Here is a 16,074-nt window from a genome sequence, read left to right as displayed (position 1 = left end):
ACACTTGCGCCACCATGCTCCGCTGGTTTCTCGTCATCTTTCTGGCCCTGATGCTGATCAGCTGGCTGTCGCCCCTGCTGCGTCGCATGGGGTTCGGGCGCCTGCCGGGCGATCTGCGGTTCCGGTGGCTGGGGCGCGACTGGGACGTGCCCCTGGCGTCCACGCTGCTGTTGAGCTTTGTGGTCAGCCTGCTGGCCAAGTGGCTTTAGGTTACCGGTTACCGGTTACCGGTTACCGGCTACCGGAGTCTGGTCACAAAGGCTGCAGCGCCGCAGCGCGAAGACGCTGCCCCCGCTGCTCAAGCGCCCGCAGATTGCAGTGCGCTGAGAAAGCTCTGGCGCCACCAGTGCACGTCGTGCTCGCGGATGCGCTCCATCAGTTTCTGGTGCCGCGCCTGGCGTTCGGCCAGCGGCATCTGCAAGGCCTGCTGGATGCTGTCTGCCATGCCCTGGGTGTCATAGGGGTTCACCAGAAGCGCTTCCTTGAGCTGCTCGGCCGCACCGGCAAAGCGCGACAGCACCAGCACGCCCGGGTCGTCCGGGTCTTGCGCCACCACATATTCCTTGGCCACCAGGTTCATGCCGTCGCGCAGCGGCGTCACCAGGCCCACCGAGGCCGCCCGGCACAGCCCGGGCACGCGCTTGCGCGCCACCATGCGGTGGATATAGCGCACCGGCATCCAGTCCAGCTCGCCATAGTCGCCATTGACGGACCCGCACAGCCCTTCCAGCTCCTGCCGCAGATCGGCATAGGCATTCACGTCATCGCGCGTGGGCGAGGCGATCATGATGAGGGTGGAGCTGCCGCGGTTCTCGGGATAGCGGTCGAGCAATTCGCGGAAGGCCCGCACGCGCTGCGGAATGCCCTTGGAGTAATCGAGCCGGTCGATGCCCATGAGCAGCCGGCGGCGCGAGTATTCCGCGCGCATGCTCTCGTAGGTTTCCACGGCTTCGCTGGCCTGGGTGAGCCGGGTGAACTCTTCCACGTCGATGCCGATGGGAAACGCCTGCACCGCCACCGTGGCGCCAAAGGCACGAACGCGGGTGTCGTCCACTTCTTCAGCGCTGCCCTCGTTGCGCACATAGCGCTTGAAGTGCGACACATCGGCCTCGCTTTGCAGGCCCACCAGGTCATAGGCGAACAACGAGCGCATGAGCCACTCATGCTGCGGGATGGCCGCCATGATGAGCGGCGGCGGCATGGGGATGTGCAGAAAGAAGCCCATGCGCTGCTTGCAGCCCATGGCGCGCAGCTCGGCCGCCAGCGGAATCAGGTGATAGTCGTGGATCCAGATCGTGTCGTCGTCGCGCAGCAGGGGCAGCAGCTTGCGCGCAAACAGCTTGTTCACCCGCCGGTAGCCCGCGATGTAGCTGGCGTCAAAGTCTGCCAGGTCGAGCCGGTAGTGAAACACCGGCCACAGCACGCTGTTGCTGTAGCCCTGGTAGTAACTGTGGTGGTCTTCGCTGCACAGATCCAGGGTGGCCAGCGTGACCGGGCCGGCCTGCCGCGTGTGCAGTTCGCCCTCGCCCGGCGTGCCGTTCTCGGCCACGGTGCCGCTCCATCCAAACCACAGGCCGCCGGTCTGGTTCAGCGCCTCCCCCAGTGCCACGGCCAGGCCGCCCGCTGCGGGCTTGCGAGGGTCTGCCAGGCGATTCGATACCACTACAAGTCTACTCATCCTGCCATCATCCTTGCAATTTGAAACAACCGGTGTCGGACGTGGGCTCAAATCACCGAGTCCCAGGGCTCCGAAAGTCGCACGGCGGCGTTGATCACGCCCACCATGGAATACGTTTGCGGGAAGTTGCCCCACATTTCGCGGGTCTCGGAATGCGTGTCTTCCGACAGCAGGCCGAGCGGGTTGCGTGCGGCCAGCATCGCCTCGAAGATGGCGCGCGCCTCGGCCTTGCGCCCGATGCGGGCCAGCGCATCAATGCGCCAGAAGGTGCAGATGTTGAAGGCTGTCTCGGGCTTGCCGAAGTCGTCTGCGGCCTCGTAGCGGCGCATGTAGGGGCCGTCGCACAGGCTCTTCTCCATGGCCTCCACGGTGCTCACGAAGCGCGGGTCCTTGGGGTCGATCAGGCCCACCTCGGCCATCAGCAGCACGCTGGCATCCAGCTCGTTGCCGCCAAAGCTCTCGGCAAACGCCTGCCGCTCGGGGCTCCACGACTTCTCCAGGATCTCGGTGCGCATGCGCTCGGCATGGGCGTGCCAGTAGGCCGCGCGGTCGGGCAGCTGCAGCGCCGCAGCCACCTTGGCCAGGCGGTCGCACGCGGCCCAGCTCATCAGGGCCGACGAGGTGTGCACGCGTGCACGCGTGCGCAGCTCCCACATGCCGGCGTCGGGCTGGCCATAGACGCGGATGGCCTGCTCGCCCACCCGTTCAAGCCGCGTGAATTCGGCCACGCCCGCGCGGTGCAGCAGCCGGTGGTCGTGGAAGGCCTGTGCGGAACCGAGCACGATGTTGCCGTACACATCGTGCTGGAAATGCTCTGCCGCCTGGTTGCCCACGCGCACGGGGCCCATGCCCCGATAGCCGGCCAGCTGCGGCATGATGGATTCGGGCAGGTCCTTCTCCAGCCCGATGCCGTACAGCGGCTGGATGTGGCCATCGCCGCCTTCCACCACCACGTTGCTCAGCCAGCGCAGGTAGTCCTCCATGGTGCCCACTTCGGAGATGCTGTTGAGCGCGCGCACCACGAAGAACGCATCGCGCAGCCAGCAATAGCGGTAGTCCCAGTTGCGCCCGCTGTGGGCCGATTCGGGGATGCTGGTGGTCATTGCGGCCACGATGGCGCCGGTCTCTTCGTACAGCGAGAGCTTGAGCGTGATGGCCGCACGGATCACGGCGTCCTGCCATTCGAGCGGCACGGCCAGCGAGCGGCTCCAGCTGCGCCAGTACGCGGTGGTCTCCTGCTCGAACCGCCGCGCGGTGTCGGCGATGCCCTCGGTCAGCGTTTCGTCTGCGCCCAGAAGGAAGTTGTGCTCGTGCGCCATCACGAACGGCTGGCCCGACAGCACGTGCGACACCGGCGCGTCGGTCGACAGGCGCAGCGTCATGTGCTCGCCCACATAGCGGATATGGTTGCTGCCCCGCGTGATGGCGGGTTCGCTGCGGCCCCAGTCGTAGCGCACATTGAGCACCACCCGGATGCGCGGCGCGCCCTCGATCACGCGCACGCGGCGCACCAGCGTCATCGGCCGGAAGTAGCGTGAGCGGCTGAAAAAGCGGGGCGCAAAGTCGGTGATCTCCACACCGTGGCCCGCCTTGTCGAACAGCTGGGTGCGCAGCACTGCGGTATTGGGCTCGTACCACTGGTGCGCCGACGCCAGGTCTTCGAGCTCGATGGCGAAATGGCTGCCTTCGTCGCCCGGCTGCAGCAGGGCGTTGAACACCGGGTCGCCGTCGAAGCGCGGCAGGCAGCACCACACCATGCGGCCCTGGCTGTCGATGAGCGCACTGATGGCGCAATTCCCGATCATGCCCAGCGCGAGAGAGGCGGGCGGGGTGGGGGTGGCTGCTTCGTTCATGCGGGTCGCTCCCATTGGGTTCTGGCGGAAGACAGCCAGCCGCGCAGTGCGGCCGGCGTCATGCATCGGTGCTGTGCGGCCGTGGGGCCCTCGCCCACCTTGATGCCGAAGCCGCCCAGCGAATGCACGGCGGCAAATCCGGCTTCGTCGGTGATGTCATCGCCCACGAACACGGGCGTGCGCCCTGCAAACGGCGGCTGGGTCATGAAGTCGATGATGGCCTGGCCCTTGTGGATGCCGCGGGGCTTGACCTCGAACACGCACTTGCCCCGCAGCAGCTCCACACCATCGAGGTGCTGGATGGCGAGCAGGAGTGCCTCGTGGCACAGATCTTCCAGGTGTGGCGCCAGCCGGTAGTGCAGCGCGACGCTCGCGCGCTTGGGCTCCACCAGCAGGCCGGCGTGCTGCTCGGCCAGCGCCTGTGCCGCGCACAGCACGGGGGCCAGGTCGGGCGGCTCGATGGAGGGGCGGGCGGGCGCATCGCCCAGGCGGTATTGCGCGCCGTGCTCGGAGGCAAGGGGCAGGCGCAGCGGCGCCAGAAAGGTGTCGATGTCGATCTCACGGCGGCCCGTGACGATGGCCAGCGCCCCGTCCAGGTGGCGGTGCAGCGCATCGAGGGTGGGCACCAGGCCGGACGCGATGCGCACCGCTTCGGGGCGCGGCGCCATCTCGGTGAGGGTGCCGTCAAAATCAAGGAACAGAGCGTGGGCAGGTGTCAGAAGGGGCAGCAGCTGCATGGGGCAAAACCATAGCAGATTGAAGGAAGGTGGAGCATGGGCCCTGGTTGTTTCAAGTCTGCTACTCGCACGTACGCACTCGCAAGCACTCGCACGCGCCACGGGCGCAATCAAACCCGGAACCAGGCGCCAGCAGCGCATGCTTGAAAACCACAGGGGAAGCCCACACCATACCTGCAGGCCACCGGGTGCCGCACAGGACCCCGCGCCGCCTGGGCGTAGTCCAAGCGCGCGATCTGGAGCATCTGTGCATCGGTGCACCCGGGGGCGTTGTTCTGTTCACTTCCATCCTCTGCCCGCTGGCCCGTGCCGCGTAAAGCCATGACCCAAGCCCTGCACATCGTCTGCCCCCACTGCCACACCACCAACCGCGTGCAGGCCGCCGACCTGGGCAAGGCGCCCGATTGCGGGCAGTGCCACCAGGGCCTGTTTGCTGGTGTGCCGCTTGAGCTGGATACCGCCAGCTTCGACAAGCATGTGGCGCGCAGCCATATTCCGGTGGTGGTGGACTTCTGGGCGCCCTGGTGCGGCCCCTGCCGCCAGATGGCCCCGGCGTTTGCCCAGGCCGCGCGCGAGCTGGAACCCCGGGTGCGCCTGGCAAAGCTCAACACCGAAGATCACCAGGCGGTGGCAGCGCGCCACGGCATTCGCAGCATCCCGACCATGATCGTCTTTCAGCAGGGGCGCGAGGTGGCGCGTGTCTCCGGCGCGCTGGCAGCGGCGGACATCGTGCGCTGGGTGCAGACGTCAGCGGGTTAAGCGGACCAGTGCCCGGTCCAGCGAGATGTTGCCCGCACCGCGCCCCACCAGGTACAGCATCAGGCCCGCCCACGACAGGTGGGTCGGCCAGGCGTCGGGGTAGACAAACAGCTGGATGACCAGGGTCATGCCCAGCAGCGACAGGGCGGCGAACCGGGTGAAAAGGCCCAGCACCAGCAGGATCGGAAACACGTGCTCCGCCACGGTGGCCATTTGTGCGGCCAGCTCGGGTGGCAGCAGGGGGACCTGGTACTCGTAGCGGAACAGCGCATACGCGCTGTCGGAGATGCTGAACCAGCCGTCGACCTTGGTGCGTCCGGACATCCAGAAAATCGCCGCCACGGCGATCCGGTTGACCAGCGCCAGCAGGCTGTGCGGTGTGAGCCACGCGGCGGTGTCGGTCAGCCGGGCCCACACGGCGCGCGGGCCATGGCTGTCGTCATGGTGGAGGTGGGTGGTGGTGTTCATGGTGTTCTCCTGAAACGATGGCCTGTGAAGCTCCCTGGTGCAAGTGCGGGCGATGCGTGCGTCACGCCTCGCCGGTCTGTGGCAACGGTGGCGCGGGCCCGGTCTGGGCCACCAGGCCCCGGTGGGTGAGCGCGCCGGCATCGAGCAGGTCGCCCAGCAGCAGGCCCAGGTCGATGCCAGGCTCTGCCGTCAGGGCGGCGGTGGCTGCGGCTTCGAGCGGCATGCCCGCAGCGCAGGCGTCCAGCAACGCGCAGCCCGCCCTGGGCAGCGACCGCCAGCCCACGGCGGCTTCTGGCCGCGTGAGGAGCCCGCCGTCTCCCTTCCATTCCAAGCCATCGGGCACGGGCAGGCCGTCCCGGTGGTGCTGCCACAGCGCATAGGCGGGGTGGTCGGCGCACCAAGCCCAGCGGGCGGCAGGGTGGGGGTGCAGGCGCAGCGCCGCCAGCGCTTGGGGTGGCTGGCGCGCCCACCAGGCGCGGTCTGCGGCGGGGGCGTCCGCCGCCAGGTGGCATTCGGTCCAGCACCGGTCCAGCGCCGCCACGCCACCCAGATAGGGCAGCCCGGCGGCGGGTGCGAAACCGGCCAGAAAGTCGGCAAACCCCGCGCCATAGTCCATCAGCCGCCCATCGCCCGGAGGCTGTGCGCGGGCGTACACCGCGGCAGCGGCACGAAACCAGTCATCGCCGACGAGCTGGCTCACCGTGGGGTAGCTCGCCTGCAAGGCGTCGACACAGGCCTTGAGCACGGTGTTGCGGTACACGGCGAAGCCGGGCTGCGCCTGCAGCGCCATCAGCCACGGCGCCGCCGGGGCCTGGCCCTGAAGTGCGCCCGAAAAGCCGTCCTGAAACGTGCTCAGCTGCATGGCACCTCCCCGGGCACCCTGGGCTGCTCGGCCTCCTCGGCCTCTTCGGCCCGTCCGGCGGCCGCAAGCACGCCGTGGGCCTGGTCGCGCTCGGCCAGCAGTTCGGCAAACGAGGGCAACTGGTCGTCACGCTCTATCAGCGTGGCGATGGGGCCGGTGCGTGCAATGACCTGTTCATACAGCTGCCAGACGGCGGGTGCCACGGGCGCGTCGTGGCTGTCGATGAGCAAGGCGATACCGTGTGCCGGGTCGGCGTGGTGGCCGGCCAGATGGATCTCGGCCACCGCGTGCAGCGGAAAGTCGGCCAGGTAGTCCTCGGCCGAGTAGCCCAGGTTGTTGGCGCTGACATGGACGTTGTTCACATCCAGCAGCAGGGCGCAGCCAGTGCGGCGCACCAGCTCGGCCAGAAATTCGGTTTCGGCCCAGTCGTGGCCGTCGATGTGCAGATAGTGCGAGGGGTTTTCCACCGCAATGGGCCGCTGCAGCGCTTCCTGCGTGCGCGCGATGTTGTCGGCTATGCGTTGCAGGGCCGCATGCGTGCGCGGAAACGGCAGCAGGTCGGGCAGATACTGCCCGCGCCAGGTCGACCAGGCCAGGTGTTCGGACACCAGCACGGGGTCCACGCGGCGCGCCAGGGCTGCGAGGCGGCCCAGATGGTCTGCGTCGGGCGGTGCATCGGCGGCCAGCGACAGCGAAACCCCGTGCAGCGCCACCGGGTGGCGCGCGCGGATGGCCTCCAGCCAGGCCAGGCGTGGGCCGCCGGCGGCCAGGTAGTTTTCGGGGTGCACCTCCCACCACAGGCCGGGCGCGCCGCAATGCAGCGCATCGCCGTAGTGCTGCGGCTTGAGGCCCAGGCCGGCGGTGAGAAGGTGCGGGGCCATGGTTCAGCGCCTGGTCGCGTTCTTGCCGGGCTCTCAGGCCTTGATGGGTGTCAGCGAGCCCATGCCCTTGGGTGTCTTGATGGTGGTGCAGGTGCCTGCAGGCACATACTTCCACGCGTTGCCTTGATAGTCCATCTTGGACGAGCCCGCGCAGGTGGTGCCGGGGCCGGCGGCGCAGTCGTTCTTGCCAGCCATCGAAACGCCGTAGCATTTCTCCATGGCGGGCTTGGCGCCTTCTGCGGGCTTGTTCTGTGCCAGGGCGGCGCCAGAGGCAGAGGCCAGGGTGGCGAGAGCGATGGCGCCGATGCTGAGGGTGCGTGATGTCATGAGCTTCTCCAATCAAAAAGAAAGACAGGGGGGACGACCGGGCCGTTTCGACCCGGTCTGCGTTGTAATTCGGGCGGCGCTCGGTGCCGGTTACAGCGCGTGTGCCACAAGCCTGTTTTTTTGCTGAGGCTGTAACCTGATGCCGCTTTCTTCCGAATTCCCAGGAGGGAGACACCATGGTGATTGTTGAAGAGCGCTTGCGGGGCCTGCTGCTGCAAGGGCTTGAGGCCGATGCGGCCGCCTACCAGTGCTTTTTGAAGGAGCTGGGTGCGCACCTGCGTGCCTTCTTGCGGCGCCGCCTGGCGCAGCGGCCCGACGAGGTCGAAGACCTGGTGCAGGAGACGCTGCTGGCCGTGCACAACCAGCGCCACACCTACCGGCCCGACATGCCGGTGACGGCCTGGGCGCACGCCATCGCGCGCTACAAGCTCATCGACTGGCTGCGCTCGCATGCCGCCAAGGAGGCGCGCAACGACCCGCTGGACGACGTGGGAGAGCTGTTTGCCCACAGCGACAGCGAGGCCATGGAAGCGCGGCGCGACCTGGCGCAGCTGCTGCAGACGCTGCCCGACAAGCAGCGCCTGCCGATCGAGTATGTCAAGGTAGAAGGGTTGTCGGTGGTCGAGACGGCGCGCCTCACGGGCCTGTCGGAGTCGGCCGTCAAAGTCGGCGTGCACCGGGGACTCAAGGCCCTGGCCGCCAAGATCAGAGGTATGGCATGAACACGGATGAATTGATCCACCTGCTGGCCGCAGACCAGCGCCCCGTGCAGACGGTTTCCATCGAGCAGCGTTTCGCGATGGCCGGCGCGCTGGGGGTTGCCGGGGCAGCGGCGCTGATGCTCGCACTGTTCGGACTGCGGACCGACCTGGCCGCAACCCTGGCGGTGCCGATGTTCTGGGGCAAGCTGGTGTTTGCGGCCGCCCTGGCCGCCGCCGGGCTCGCCCTGCTGCACCGCATGGCCCGCCCGGGCATGCCGCTGGGTCGCTCCGCGCTGTGGCTGGCCGTGCCGCCGCTGGTGCTGTGGGCCCTGGCCGTGATGGCGCTGGCGCAGGCGCCGGCCGCAGACCGGGTGCCCCTCATCCTGGGCAGCACCTGGCGCGGTTGCCCGTTCAACATCGCCGCGCTGTCGGTGCCCGCCTTTGCGGCGGGGTTCTGGGCGCTCAGGGGCGCGGCGCCCACCCGCCTGGCCTGGGCGGGCGCGGGCGCGGGCCTGCTGGCCGGGGCGCTGGGCGCGCTGGTGTATGCGCTGCACTGCCCCGAGATGGCTGCCCCCTTTCTGGCGGTGTGGTACGTCGCGGGCATCGCGATTCCCACTGCGGTGGGCGCGTTGCTGGGGCCGCGTTTGTTGCGCTGGTAAGGGGTGTGCCCGGCGGGCCCGGGTGTGTGCGGCGTTTGCAGCGTGCGCAGCTTCAGGGCGCGGCCTGCATGTCCAGCCACTGCGCCACCGCCGCCACCCGCGCCAGTTCGATCTGCTTGCCCACCTGCGGTCCGCTCAGCCCCTTGGCGGCGGCCTGCGCGACGATCTCGCGCGTGGACACCGCTTGCACGGCGCCCAGCACCGCCAGCAGGCGCGGCCGCTGCGGGTAGGCCGATTCTTCAAACCCCAGACGCCCGCGCGCATCGCATTCGCAGGCCAGCAGGATGTCGGCAAACCGCGCCGGCTTGCGGATCGCGTCGCAGCGCTCCAGCAGACGCACCAGCGCGGCGGCAGACAGGTCCTGGCTGCGGTGGATGTTGCCGTGCTCGCGCGCCACCACCTCCGCCGTTTCGCGGCACTCCACCGGCACGCGCAGGCGCTCGGCCACATCTTTCAAAAGGGCTACGCTGCGTTCCTCGTGGCCGATGTGGCGCGGCAGCACATCGGCCGGCGTAGTGCCCTTGCCCAGGTCGTGCGCCAGACAGGCAAAACGCACGGTGAGCGGCGCCGCCAGCCGCGCCGCCATGTCCAGCACCATCATCAGGTGCACGCCGGTGTCCACCTCGGGGTGGTACTCGGCGCGCTGGGGCACGCCCCACAGGCGCGCCACCTCGGGCAGCAGCACGGCCAGCGCACCACATTCGCGCAGCACCTCGAACATGCGCGAGGGTTTTTCTTCCATCAGCCCGCGCGCCAGCTCCTGCCACACGCGCTCGGGCACCAGGTGGTTCGCCTCGCCGTGTTCGACCATCTCGCGCATCAGCTGCATGGTTTCGGGCGCCACCGTGAAGTCGGTGAAGCGCGCCGCAAACCGCGCCACGCGCAGGATGCGCACCGGGTCTTCGCGGAAGGCGTCGGTCACGTGGCGCAGCACACGGGCTTCGAGGTCCTTGGCGCCGGAGTAAGGGTCAAAAATGGCCCCAGCGCTTATCCCATCTGGGGTTGCAGCTATCGCATTGATAGTAAGGTCGCGGCGGGACAGGTCTTCTTCCAGCGTCACATCCGGATCGCTGTGCACCACAAAGCCCCGGTAGCCCCGCCCGCTCTTGCGCTCGGTGCGGGCCAGCGCATATTCCTCGCGCGTCTGGGGGTGCAAAAACACCGGAAAGTCGCGCCCCACAGGCAGATAGCCCTGCGCCAGCATCTGCTCGGGCGTGGCACCCACCACCACCCAGTCGTGGTCATTCACCGGGCGGCCCAGCAGCTTGTCGCGGACGGCGCCGCCCACCATGTAGATTTGCATGGGGTGAGTTTAGAGGGGCTTGATTTCCGATAATCACAACCATGGAATCTATCGACCATGCCGAGCCCCCATATGCAGAGCCGCAACGCCAGGTACAGCGCTGGCTGGGACGTTGCATGTTGTCGTTGCAGCAGTCAGAACGCTTTTTGAAGGCAGTACTGCACGACGCAGAGGTCACTGCTGTCCATTCCGGGCGTGCAGGTGATGGAGCCGCCGTTTATGAAGAGAGCCGTGCATTTAAAAAGGAGCGCTTGGCTTCCATGACCTTAGGGGGCTTGGTCTCGGCGTTTTTTGGTGAGGTGGTCTCGGATACCGAGGCGCCTTCCGAGGGATTGAAAGAGCCCGCACTACCTGATGACCGCTTTTCAGTTCGTTTCAGCTTTCGAGTGTCGCTGTCGTCTCAAACATTTGAGAAACTGCAGGCATCGATGCGTGAGATGGTGTCGCTGCGCAATGAATGGGTGCACCACCTTGTCGATCGGTTTAACCTGACGAGTGTGGAAGGTTGTGCGCAAGCTCTGGAGCATCTGCAAACAGGCTACGAGACTGCTGAGCGCTTTCGGCTTGAGATTCAGGGAATTGCCAAAGTCATGGTCGAACACCGGCGAAGCGCGGCGGAGTTTTTTGCCAGCCCTGCGGGGCGCGCCGCTATTTTTGGAGAAAAAATCCCGCTGGAATCGACCTCGTTATTCCACGCGTTGCGCGGCGCGATGGATGGCGTGGTCTTGAACGATGACGGAACCGTGCCTCTCAGCGAGTTGCTCGAAAAGCTGCGTTCGTCGCACCCCGATGAAATGCCGGAGAACTACGGCTATGCCAGTTGGCAGCAGGTAATTCACGAATCCCGCATTTTTGGCATGGTGAGGCGCGATCCAGAGGGGCGAAAAATCACGCCGCGTGTGAGATTCAACGGGAGCTCTGCACAAGGCATGTGAAACGCAGAATTTCGCATTCTCAGGAATCACCATGTCCCCATCGTCTGACCTCACCCACCTCACGATTGCCCAGCTCAACCCCGACGGCAGCGTCCCCGTGCCGCCGGCGCCGGATGCCGAAGCCAACGCCGCCGCCGAGGCTTTGCAGCGCGAGGCGCAGTTCGAGGCGCTGAAGGCGCAGGTGGAAGCCTTGCAGGAGATTTTGGCCAAGCCGCTCAACGACATCCTGGCCGAGCACGACAAGTTCAAGGAGATGGCGGCCGCGTGGGATTCCTTCGGCGCCATGTGGATGCTGTCGCAGCGCGCCATGCGCCGCGTGGCGCTGGACCTGGCGGCCCCGCAGGGCGTGAGCGAAGCCGAGGTGGTGGCCCGCGCGCTGGCCTATGCCAACCAGGTGCTCAACACCGAGGACGAAGACCTGGGCGGCTCCATCGCCCCGGCCCAGCTGGCGCACATTGCGCGGCACAAGGCGTTTTTGCGCAAGCAGTTTCGGTGATGGAGGGGCGTGACGTCAGCGCTTGAAGCCCGCTTCCCGCTGATTGCGCACCGCCAGCACAAAAACGGTGTCGATTTGCGCCACGTAGTGGTACAGGGCCACATACCCGCGAGAGGCCCGACCAATCACCAGTTCGCGCTTGCCGCCTTGCACAGGCCGACCGATCTGTGGGCTGTGAGACAGGATCTGCAGGGCGTCCACGATGGCGCCGATGCGTTCGGGAGCACTGCCGGGGTCGTACTGCGCGATGTGATCGAAGAAGCGGTCGAATTCGTCCAGCACCTCCGGCGCCAGCTCGATGCGGGTCATGCCTTGGCGGCGGGTTTGCGAGGCTGCTGGCCGTCGGCTCGGGCCGTCAGATAGGTCTTGGCGTCGTCCCAGGCCACGGTCTTGCCGCCAGCGCGGATGCGCGCCCAGCGCTCGTCGGCCAGGGCGTGGAATGCGTTGTCCTGCTCCACTTGCTCCACCTTCTGGGCCAAGGCATCCAGGATGAAAGCGTGTGCCGTCTTGCCGACCTGCGCGGCAGCGGCATTGATGCGGCTTTTCATCTCTTCTTCAAGGCGGATGGTGGTGGTGGACATGGAGGACTCCTGCAGGCCTCGCAATGTAGCACATTCGTGCTACATGGGTTAACTGATCTTCAAGCAAACACCGGCCTGAAAAAACTCCGCTCATAGCTCACGATGCACCCCGTCTCCTCGGCGTAGCGGAACGCCGCCTGGCATTCCGCGTCCTGCACCGACGCCTCGCGGTAGCGCTCGTAGCTTGCAAGGCTCTCAAACGTGAACAGCGCCAGCGCGATGTTGTTGGCGCCCTCGCTGGGCATGAAGTAGCCGTGGTGCTGGCCGCCGAATTTCTCGACCAGCGGAATCCACAGTTTTCCGTAGTGCTCAAACTCCTTGAGCTTGCTCGTGTTGAGCACGTAGCGCAGGTAGATGGTGACGGCCATGGGGTGCTCAGTCCTCGGTGTGGCGCAGGCGGTAGGGCTCTTCGAAGTCCAGAAAATCCTTCTCTGCCAGGGCCTCGTCGATCCAGGCCTTCACACCCGGCAGGGCGCGCACGCGGTCCACATAGGCCTTGATGGGGGCGGGCACGGGCAGTGCGTAGGTGTGCAGGCGCATGCACACGGGCGCGAAGTAGGCATCGGCCACGCTGAATTCACCAAACAGCAGGGGGCCGCCGTGTTCCTGCAGCAGGGCGCTCCACATGTCCACCAGTCGCTGCACGTCGGCGCGCACGCCGGGCTTGTCGCGCCAGATCAGGGCGCCGGTGTCGGCCAGGTCGGCCTCGATGTTCATGGGGCAGTTGCCGCGCAGCGCGGTGAAGCCGCTGTGCATCTCGGCGCACACGCTGCGGGCGCGGGCGCGCGCCCGGGGGTTGGCGGGCCACAGCTGCTTGTCAGACCAGGTTTCAGCCACGTATTCGGCGATGGCCAGCGTGTCCCACACCACCAGGTCGCCGTCCACCAGCACCGGCACCTTGCCCGTGGGGCTCACGGGGCCCAGGGTGCGCTTGAATTCCGAGTCGGCCTCGAAGCTGTCGAAGCGCACCACCACTTCGTCAAACGCAATGCCGGCCTGCTTGAGCAGCACCCAGGGGCGCATGGACCAGGACGAGTAGTTCTTGTTGCCGATGTAGAGCTTGGGCATGAAAGGCACCTGAAAAAGTGAAAGGTCAGCCTGCCATGCTAGCCGCTCGGTGCTGCGCCAGCGATGCCAAAACGCGGCCCCAATGATGCGCAGCACGCATCACCGGCCCCGAAGCGCCGACCTGCGCAGAATCACACCGGCCAGACCACGCCGTTGTCGTTCAGGATGGCGTCCAGCGGCAGATCGAACTCTTCGGGCTCGAACTCGTCAATGAACCCATTGGTGAAACCGAGTCCGACGGTGAACGGTTGGGGCTGCAGCGTGGCCAGGGTGCGGTCATAGAAGCCACCGCCGTAGCCCAGCCGGTAGCCCCCGGCGGCATAGCCCACGCAAGGCACGAACAGCAGCGTGGGCACAATGACCTCGGTGTCCTTGGGCTTGGGGATGCCGTAGGCGTCTTCCTCCATGGGGCAGCCGGGGTACCAGGCGTGGAAGGTCAGGGTCTTGTGCTGCTTGTTGACCACGGGCAGGCCGATGCGGCGGCGCAGCGGTTCGTCCAGCAGCTCGCCGTCTTCCTTCCAGCGGTGCAGGGCCGGCAGGGGGTCAAATTCGCCCTTGATGGGCCAGTAGGCGCCGATCACGGTGTCAGGCCGGTTCACCAGCCAGATGCGCATCACCTGCTGCAGCAGGTCGGACCGCTGTAGGCGGTCGGGCAGGTTGAGGCGTTCTTCTACCAACGCGCGCCGAAGGGCTGCTTTGTCCATCACATAATTCCCCCATGCAATTGTTTCGAATTCTGACACCGCTTGTCGCCAGCGCCGTGCTTGCCACGGCGGCCCCTGTTGTCCACGCGCAGAACGGCAAGGGGGACGACACCCTGCTGGAGATGCAGCAGGCGTTCCGCAAGGGAGATCGCAACAAATTGGCCCAGCTGCTGCCCGCCGCACGCGGCCATGCGCTGGAGCCCTGGGCCGCCTACTGGGAGCTCAAGGCGCGCCTGCCCGAGGCCCAGCCCGCCGAGATCCAGGCCTTCATGCAGCGCTACGCCGGCAGCTACCAGGAAGACCGCATGCGCAACGACTGGCTGCTGCTGCTGGGCCAGCGGCGCAACTGGGCGCTGTTTGCCGAGCAGCACCCCCACTTTCGCATGTCGGACGACCGCGAAGTGCGCTGTTATGCCCTGCTGATCGATCAGATCAAAGGCACGGCGCCAGTCAACGTGGGCGAAGAGGTGCGCAGCAACTGGTATGCGCTGCGCGACGCCGACGACGGCTGCACCCACGCGGCCCGCGAGCTGTATGGCTACAAGAAGCTCAGCGACCTCGACATCTGGCGCAAGGCGCGCCTGGCGGCGGAGGCCAACCGGCCGCGCGCGGTGCGCAATGCGGTCGAAATCGTCTCGCCGGATTCGCTGCCCCAGCTCAAGGACGTGCTGGACGCGCCCACCAAGTATTTGCTCTCGCGCGCCACGGCGCAGGGCAATGCGCGGCAGGAGCTCGTGCTGCTGGCCCTCATCAAGCTGGCGGGCGGCGACCCCGACGGCGCCGCCCGCCAGCTGGACAGCAAGTGGAGCGTGCACCTGTCGCCCGAAGAGCGCAACTGGGCCTGGGGCGTGATCGGCAAGTCTGCGGCGCAAAAGCTCTCGCCCGGCGCCGCAGGCTACTTTGCCAACGTGACCAAGGACACCGACCTGAACGACGACCTGCTGGGCTGGAAGGTGCGCGCCGCGCTGCGCGCCAGCCAGTGGAAGGCCGTGGGCAAGGCGGTGGACGCGATGAGCCCCGATGCCCGCCAGGACAGCACCTGGGTGTACTGGAAGGCGCGCGCGCTGCTGGCGGGCAAGCCCGGCGACGCCGAACGCGCCGAGGCCCGCCAGTTGCTCGAAGGCATTGCCAGCACGCGCGGTTTTTATGAAATGCTGGCCATGGAAGAGCTGGGCCTGCGCATCACCACGCCGCCCGCGCCCGCGCCCCTCACGGCCGAAGAAAAAGCCGCAGCGCGCATGAACCCCGGCCTCAACCGCGGCCTGTACGCCATCCTGCTGGGCCTGCGCAGCGAAGGCGTGCGCGAATGGAACTACACCACCAACCTGCACCAGAGCGGCGGCATGGGCGACCGCGAACTGCTGGCCGCCGCCGACTTCGCCTGCCAGCGCGAGGTGTGGGACCGCTGCATCAACACCAGCGAACGCACCCGGAGCGTCGTCGACACGCAGCAGCGCTTTCCCACGCCGTTTCGCAGCGCGGTGGTGGAGCGTTCGAACGGCATCGGGCTGGACCCTGCCTACGTCTACGGCCTGATCCGCCAGGAGAGCCGCTTCATCATGGACGCGCGCTCGCACGTCGGCGCCTCGGGCCTGATGCAGGTCATGCCGGCCACGGCCCGCTGGACAGCCAAGAAGATCGGGTTGGCCGACTTCACCCCCGACCAGATCAATGACCGCGACACCAACATCACCATCGGCACGGCCTACCTCAAGCTCGCGCTGGATGACTTTGCGGGCTCCATGCCCCTGGCCGCCGCCGCCTACAACGCAGGCCCGGGCCGCCCGCGCAACTGGCGCAACGGCCCGGTGCTGGACGCCGCCATCTGGGCCGAAAACGTGCCCTTTGCCGAAACCCGCGACTACGTGAAGAAGGTGCTGGCCAACACCACCAACTACGCCGCCATGCTCACCGGCCAGCCCCAGTCGCTCAAGGGCCGCCTGGGCACCGTGGGCCCGCGCGATGCTGCGGCGCCCCAGGTGAACAAGGACCTGCCCTGACCCGGACCGCGCTTGCGGCCGCCTGCCGGCAGCGGGCAAACGTAAAACGGCCAGAACAGCGG

The 16,074-nt window shown here is 67.1% G+C and carries 19 protein-coding genes and 1 pseudogene; 7 read left to right on the top strand and 13 right to left on the bottom strand.

The window, feature by feature from the left end:
* Positions 1 to 14: 14 nt before the first annotated feature.
* Positions 15 to 209 carry a DUF2905 domain-containing protein gene (locus ACOQFS_RS06395; RefSeq protein WP_421562063.1) on the top strand — a complete coding sequence of 65 codons (195 nt, stop codon included), beginning with the start codon at positions 15 to 17 and terminating at the stop codon, positions 207 to 209.
* A gap of 89 nt (positions 210 to 298) precedes the next feature.
* Here ACOQFS_RS06395 and otsA read toward each other — a convergent pair whose 3' ends face one another.
* From otsA to otsB, 3 genes are read right to left on the bottom strand one after another with little or no spacing between them, the layout of a single operon-like run.
* Positions 299 to 1,678 carry an alpha,alpha-trehalose-phosphate synthase (UDP-forming) gene (gene otsA / locus ACOQFS_RS06390; protein WP_421562062.1) on the bottom strand — a complete coding sequence of 460 codons (1,380 nt, stop codon included), beginning with the start codon at positions 1,676 to 1,678 and terminating at the stop codon, positions 299 to 301.
* Between the two features lie 47 nt (positions 1,679 to 1,725).
* Complete coding sequence (locus ACOQFS_RS06385; protein WP_421562061.1) at positions 1,726 to 3,531, bottom strand: glycoside hydrolase family 15 protein; 1,806 nt, start codon at positions 3,529 to 3,531, stop codon at positions 1,726 to 1,728.
* Positions 3,528 to 4,268, bottom strand: coding sequence for a trehalose-phosphatase (otsB, locus tag ACOQFS_RS06380; protein WP_421562060.1), 741 nt, complete (start codon positions 4,266 to 4,268; stop codon positions 3,528 to 3,530). Before otsB ends, ACOQFS_RS06385 begins: the two co-directional genes overlap by 4 nt.
* 321 nt (positions 4,269 to 4,589) lie before the next feature.
* On the opposite strand from otsB, the gene trxC reads away from it, so the two are divergent.
* Complete coding sequence (gene trxC, locus ACOQFS_RS06375) at positions 4,590 to 5,027, top strand: thioredoxin TrxC (protein ID WP_421562059.1); 438 nt, start codon at positions 4,590 to 4,592, stop codon at positions 5,025 to 5,027.
* Here the strand turns inward: trxC and ACOQFS_RS06370 are convergent.
* The 4 genes from ACOQFS_RS06370 to ACOQFS_RS06355 all read right to left on the bottom strand — a co-directional run bounded on the left by ACOQFS_RS06370 (position 5,016) and on the right by ACOQFS_RS06355 (position 7,565).
* Entirely contained in the window at positions 5,016 to 5,495 is a 480-nt protein-coding gene (locus tag ACOQFS_RS06370; protein ID WP_421562058.1) for a DoxX family protein, read from the bottom strand. The two genes, trxC and ACOQFS_RS06370, sit on opposite strands and share 12 nt — an antisense overlap.
* A 61-nt stretch (positions 5,496 to 5,556) precedes the next feature.
* Entirely contained in the window at positions 5,557 to 6,357 is an 801-nt protein-coding gene (locus tag ACOQFS_RS06365; protein ID WP_421562057.1) for a DNA-binding domain-containing protein, read from the bottom strand.
* Positions 6,348 to 7,238, bottom strand: coding sequence for a DUF692 domain-containing protein (locus ACOQFS_RS06360; RefSeq protein WP_421562056.1), 891 nt, complete (start codon positions 7,236 to 7,238; stop codon positions 6,348 to 6,350). Before ACOQFS_RS06360 ends, ACOQFS_RS06365 begins: the two co-directional genes overlap by 10 nt.
* A 33-nt stretch (positions 7,239 to 7,271) precedes the next feature.
* The gene (locus ACOQFS_RS06355) at positions 7,272 to 7,565 is read right to left on the bottom strand and encodes a DUF2282 domain-containing protein (protein ID WP_421562055.1); all 294 of its coding nucleotides are present in this window, start codon (positions 7,563 to 7,565) and stop codon (positions 7,272 to 7,274) included.
* A 170-nt stretch (positions 7,566 to 7,735) separates the two neighbouring features.
* Between ACOQFS_RS06355 and ACOQFS_RS06350 the strand changes: the two are divergent.
* Positions 7,736 to 8,287, top strand: a pseudogene (locus ACOQFS_RS06350) (sigma-70 family RNA polymerase sigma factor); the annotation flags it as partial.
* Positions 8,284 to 8,925 (top strand): NrsF family protein, encoded by a 642-nt coding sequence (locus tag ACOQFS_RS06345; protein ID WP_421562054.1) that lies wholly within the window; start codon positions 8,284 to 8,286, stop codon positions 8,923 to 8,925. The pseudogene ACOQFS_RS06350 and the gene ACOQFS_RS06345, both read left to right, overlap by 4 nt.
* Before the next feature lie 52 nt (positions 8,926 to 8,977).
* Here ACOQFS_RS06345 and ACOQFS_RS06340 read toward each other — a convergent pair whose 3' ends face one another.
* On the bottom strand, positions 8,978 to 10,228 hold the full coding sequence (locus tag ACOQFS_RS06340) for a multifunctional CCA addition/repair protein (protein WP_421562053.1): 1,251 nt from the start codon (positions 10,226 to 10,228) through the stop codon (positions 8,978 to 8,980).
* A 41-nt stretch (positions 10,229 to 10,269) separates the two neighbouring features.
* Between ACOQFS_RS06340 and ACOQFS_RS06335 the strand changes: the two genes are divergently transcribed.
* Complete coding sequence (locus ACOQFS_RS06335) at positions 10,270 to 11,163, top strand: OST-HTH/LOTUS domain-containing protein (RefSeq protein WP_421562052.1); 894 nt, start codon at positions 10,270 to 10,272, stop codon at positions 11,161 to 11,163.
* 31 nt (positions 11,164 to 11,194) lie between these two features.
* On the top strand, positions 11,195 to 11,659 hold the full coding sequence (locus ACOQFS_RS06330; protein WP_421562051.1) for a hypothetical protein: 465 nt from the start codon (positions 11,195 to 11,197) through the stop codon (positions 11,657 to 11,659).
* A 15-nt stretch (positions 11,660 to 11,674) separates the two neighbouring features.
* Here ACOQFS_RS06330 and ACOQFS_RS06325 read toward each other — a convergent pair whose 3' ends face one another.
* The 5 genes from ACOQFS_RS06325 to ACOQFS_RS06305 all read right to left on the bottom strand — a co-directional run bounded on the left by ACOQFS_RS06325 (position 11,675) and on the right by ACOQFS_RS06305 (position 14,012).
* Positions 11,675 to 11,968, bottom strand: a complete 294-nt coding sequence (locus ACOQFS_RS06325) for a type II toxin-antitoxin system RelE/ParE family toxin (RefSeq protein ID WP_421562050.1) — start codon at positions 11,966 to 11,968, stop codon at positions 11,675 to 11,677.
* Positions 11,965 to 12,240, bottom strand: coding sequence for a DUF1778 domain-containing protein (locus tag ACOQFS_RS06320; RefSeq protein ID WP_421562049.1), 276 nt, complete (start codon positions 12,238 to 12,240; stop codon positions 11,965 to 11,967). The genes ACOQFS_RS06325 and ACOQFS_RS06320 overlap by 4 nt, the downstream gene beginning before the upstream one ends.
* Before the next feature lie 59 nt (positions 12,241 to 12,299).
* A complete protein-coding gene (locus ACOQFS_RS06315; RefSeq protein ID WP_421562048.1) occupies positions 12,300 to 12,608 on the bottom strand; it encodes an NIPSNAP family protein in 309 nt (102 codons plus the stop codon).
* A 7-nt stretch (positions 12,609 to 12,615) separates the two neighbouring features.
* Positions 12,616 to 13,308 (bottom strand): glutathione S-transferase family protein, encoded by a 693-nt coding sequence (locus ACOQFS_RS06310; RefSeq protein WP_421562047.1) that lies wholly within the window; start codon positions 13,306 to 13,308, stop codon positions 12,616 to 12,618.
* Between the two features lie 131 nt (positions 13,309 to 13,439).
* Entirely contained in the window at positions 13,440 to 14,012 is a 573-nt protein-coding gene (locus ACOQFS_RS06305; protein WP_421562046.1) for a 5-formyltetrahydrofolate cyclo-ligase, read from the bottom strand.
* Positions 14,013 to 14,026: 14 nt separating this feature from the next.
* On the opposite strand from ACOQFS_RS06305, the gene ACOQFS_RS06300 reads away from it, so the two are divergent.
* Positions 14,027 to 16,012: a transglycosylase SLT domain-containing protein gene (locus ACOQFS_RS06300; protein ID WP_421562045.1), complete on the top strand. Its 1,986-nt coding sequence runs from the start codon at positions 14,027 to 14,029 to the stop codon at positions 16,010 to 16,012.
* The last annotated feature ends 62 nt before the right edge of the window (positions 16,013 to 16,074 follow it).

Source organism: Paracidovorax sp. MALMAid1276, assembly GCF_049198005.1.
GTDB lineage: Bacteria > Pseudomonadota > Gammaproteobacteria > Burkholderiales > Burkholderiaceae_C > Acidovorax.
The sequence above is the reverse complement of the archived record's forward strand: the minus strand, read 5'-3'. Positions and strand labels throughout refer to the sequence as shown.

Bases quoted from the DNA above. Each gene is read 5' to 3' on its own strand.
- ACOQFS_RS06305 (WP_421562046.1), bottom strand. From the start codon at position 14,012: ATGGACAAAGCAGCCCTTCGGCGCGCGTTGGTAGAAGAACGCCTCAAC.
- ACOQFS_RS06345 (WP_421562054.1), top strand. From the start codon at position 8,284: ATGAACACGGATGAATTGATCCACCTGCTGGCCGCAGACCAGCGCCCC.
- ACOQFS_RS06395 (WP_421562063.1), top strand. From the start codon at position 15: ATGCTCCGCTGGTTTCTCGTCATCTTTCTGGCCCTGATGCTGATCAGC.
- ACOQFS_RS06310 (WP_421562047.1), bottom strand. From the start codon at position 13,308: ATGCCCAAGCTCTACATCGGCAACAAGAACTACTCGTCCTGGTCCATG.
- ACOQFS_RS06385 (WP_421562061.1), bottom strand. From the start codon at position 3,531: ATGAACGAAGCAGCCACCCCCACCCCGCCCGCCTCTCTCGCGCTGGGC.
- ACOQFS_RS06300 (WP_421562045.1), top strand. From the start codon at position 14,027: ATGCAATTGTTTCGAATTCTGACACCGCTTGTCGCCAGCGCCGTGCTT.
- otsA (WP_421562062.1), bottom strand. From the start codon at position 1,678: ATGAGTAGACTTGTAGTGGTATCGAATCGCCTGGCAGACCCTCGCAAG.
- ACOQFS_RS06360 (WP_421562056.1), bottom strand. From the start codon at position 7,238: ATGGCCCCGCACCTTCTCACCGCCGGCCTGGGCCTCAAGCCGCAGCAC.
- ACOQFS_RS06355 (WP_421562055.1), bottom strand. From the start codon at position 7,565: ATGACATCACGCACCCTCAGCATCGGCGCCATCGCTCTCGCCACCCTG.
- ACOQFS_RS06335 (WP_421562052.1), top strand. From the start codon at position 10,270: ATGGAATCTATCGACCATGCCGAGCCCCCATATGCAGAGCCGCAACGC.
- ACOQFS_RS06325 (WP_421562050.1), bottom strand. From the start codon at position 11,968: ATGACCCGCATCGAGCTGGCGCCGGAGGTGCTGGACGAATTCGACCGC.
- otsB (WP_421562060.1), bottom strand. From the start codon at position 4,268: ATGCAGCTGCTGCCCCTTCTGACACCTGCCCACGCTCTGTTCCTTGAT.
- trxC (WP_421562059.1), top strand. From the start codon at position 4,590: ATGACCCAAGCCCTGCACATCGTCTGCCCCCACTGCCACACCACCAAC.
- ACOQFS_RS06315 (WP_421562048.1), bottom strand. From the start codon at position 12,608: ATGGCCGTCACCATCTACCTGCGCTACGTGCTCAACACGAGCAAGCTC.
- ACOQFS_RS06320 (WP_421562049.1), bottom strand. From the start codon at position 12,240: ATGTCCACCACCACCATCCGCCTTGAAGAAGAGATGAAAAGCCGCATC.
- ACOQFS_RS06365 (WP_421562057.1), bottom strand. From the start codon at position 6,357: ATGCAGCTGAGCACGTTTCAGGACGGCTTTTCGGGCGCACTTCAGGGC.
- ACOQFS_RS06370 (WP_421562058.1), bottom strand. From the start codon at position 5,495: ATGAACACCACCACCCACCTCCACCATGACGACAGCCATGGCCCGCGC.
- ACOQFS_RS06330 (WP_421562051.1), top strand. From the start codon at position 11,195: ATGTCCCCATCGTCTGACCTCACCCACCTCACGATTGCCCAGCTCAAC.
- ACOQFS_RS06340 (WP_421562053.1), bottom strand. From the start codon at position 10,228: ATGCAAATCTACATGGTGGGCGGCGCCGTCCGCGACAAGCTGCTGGGC.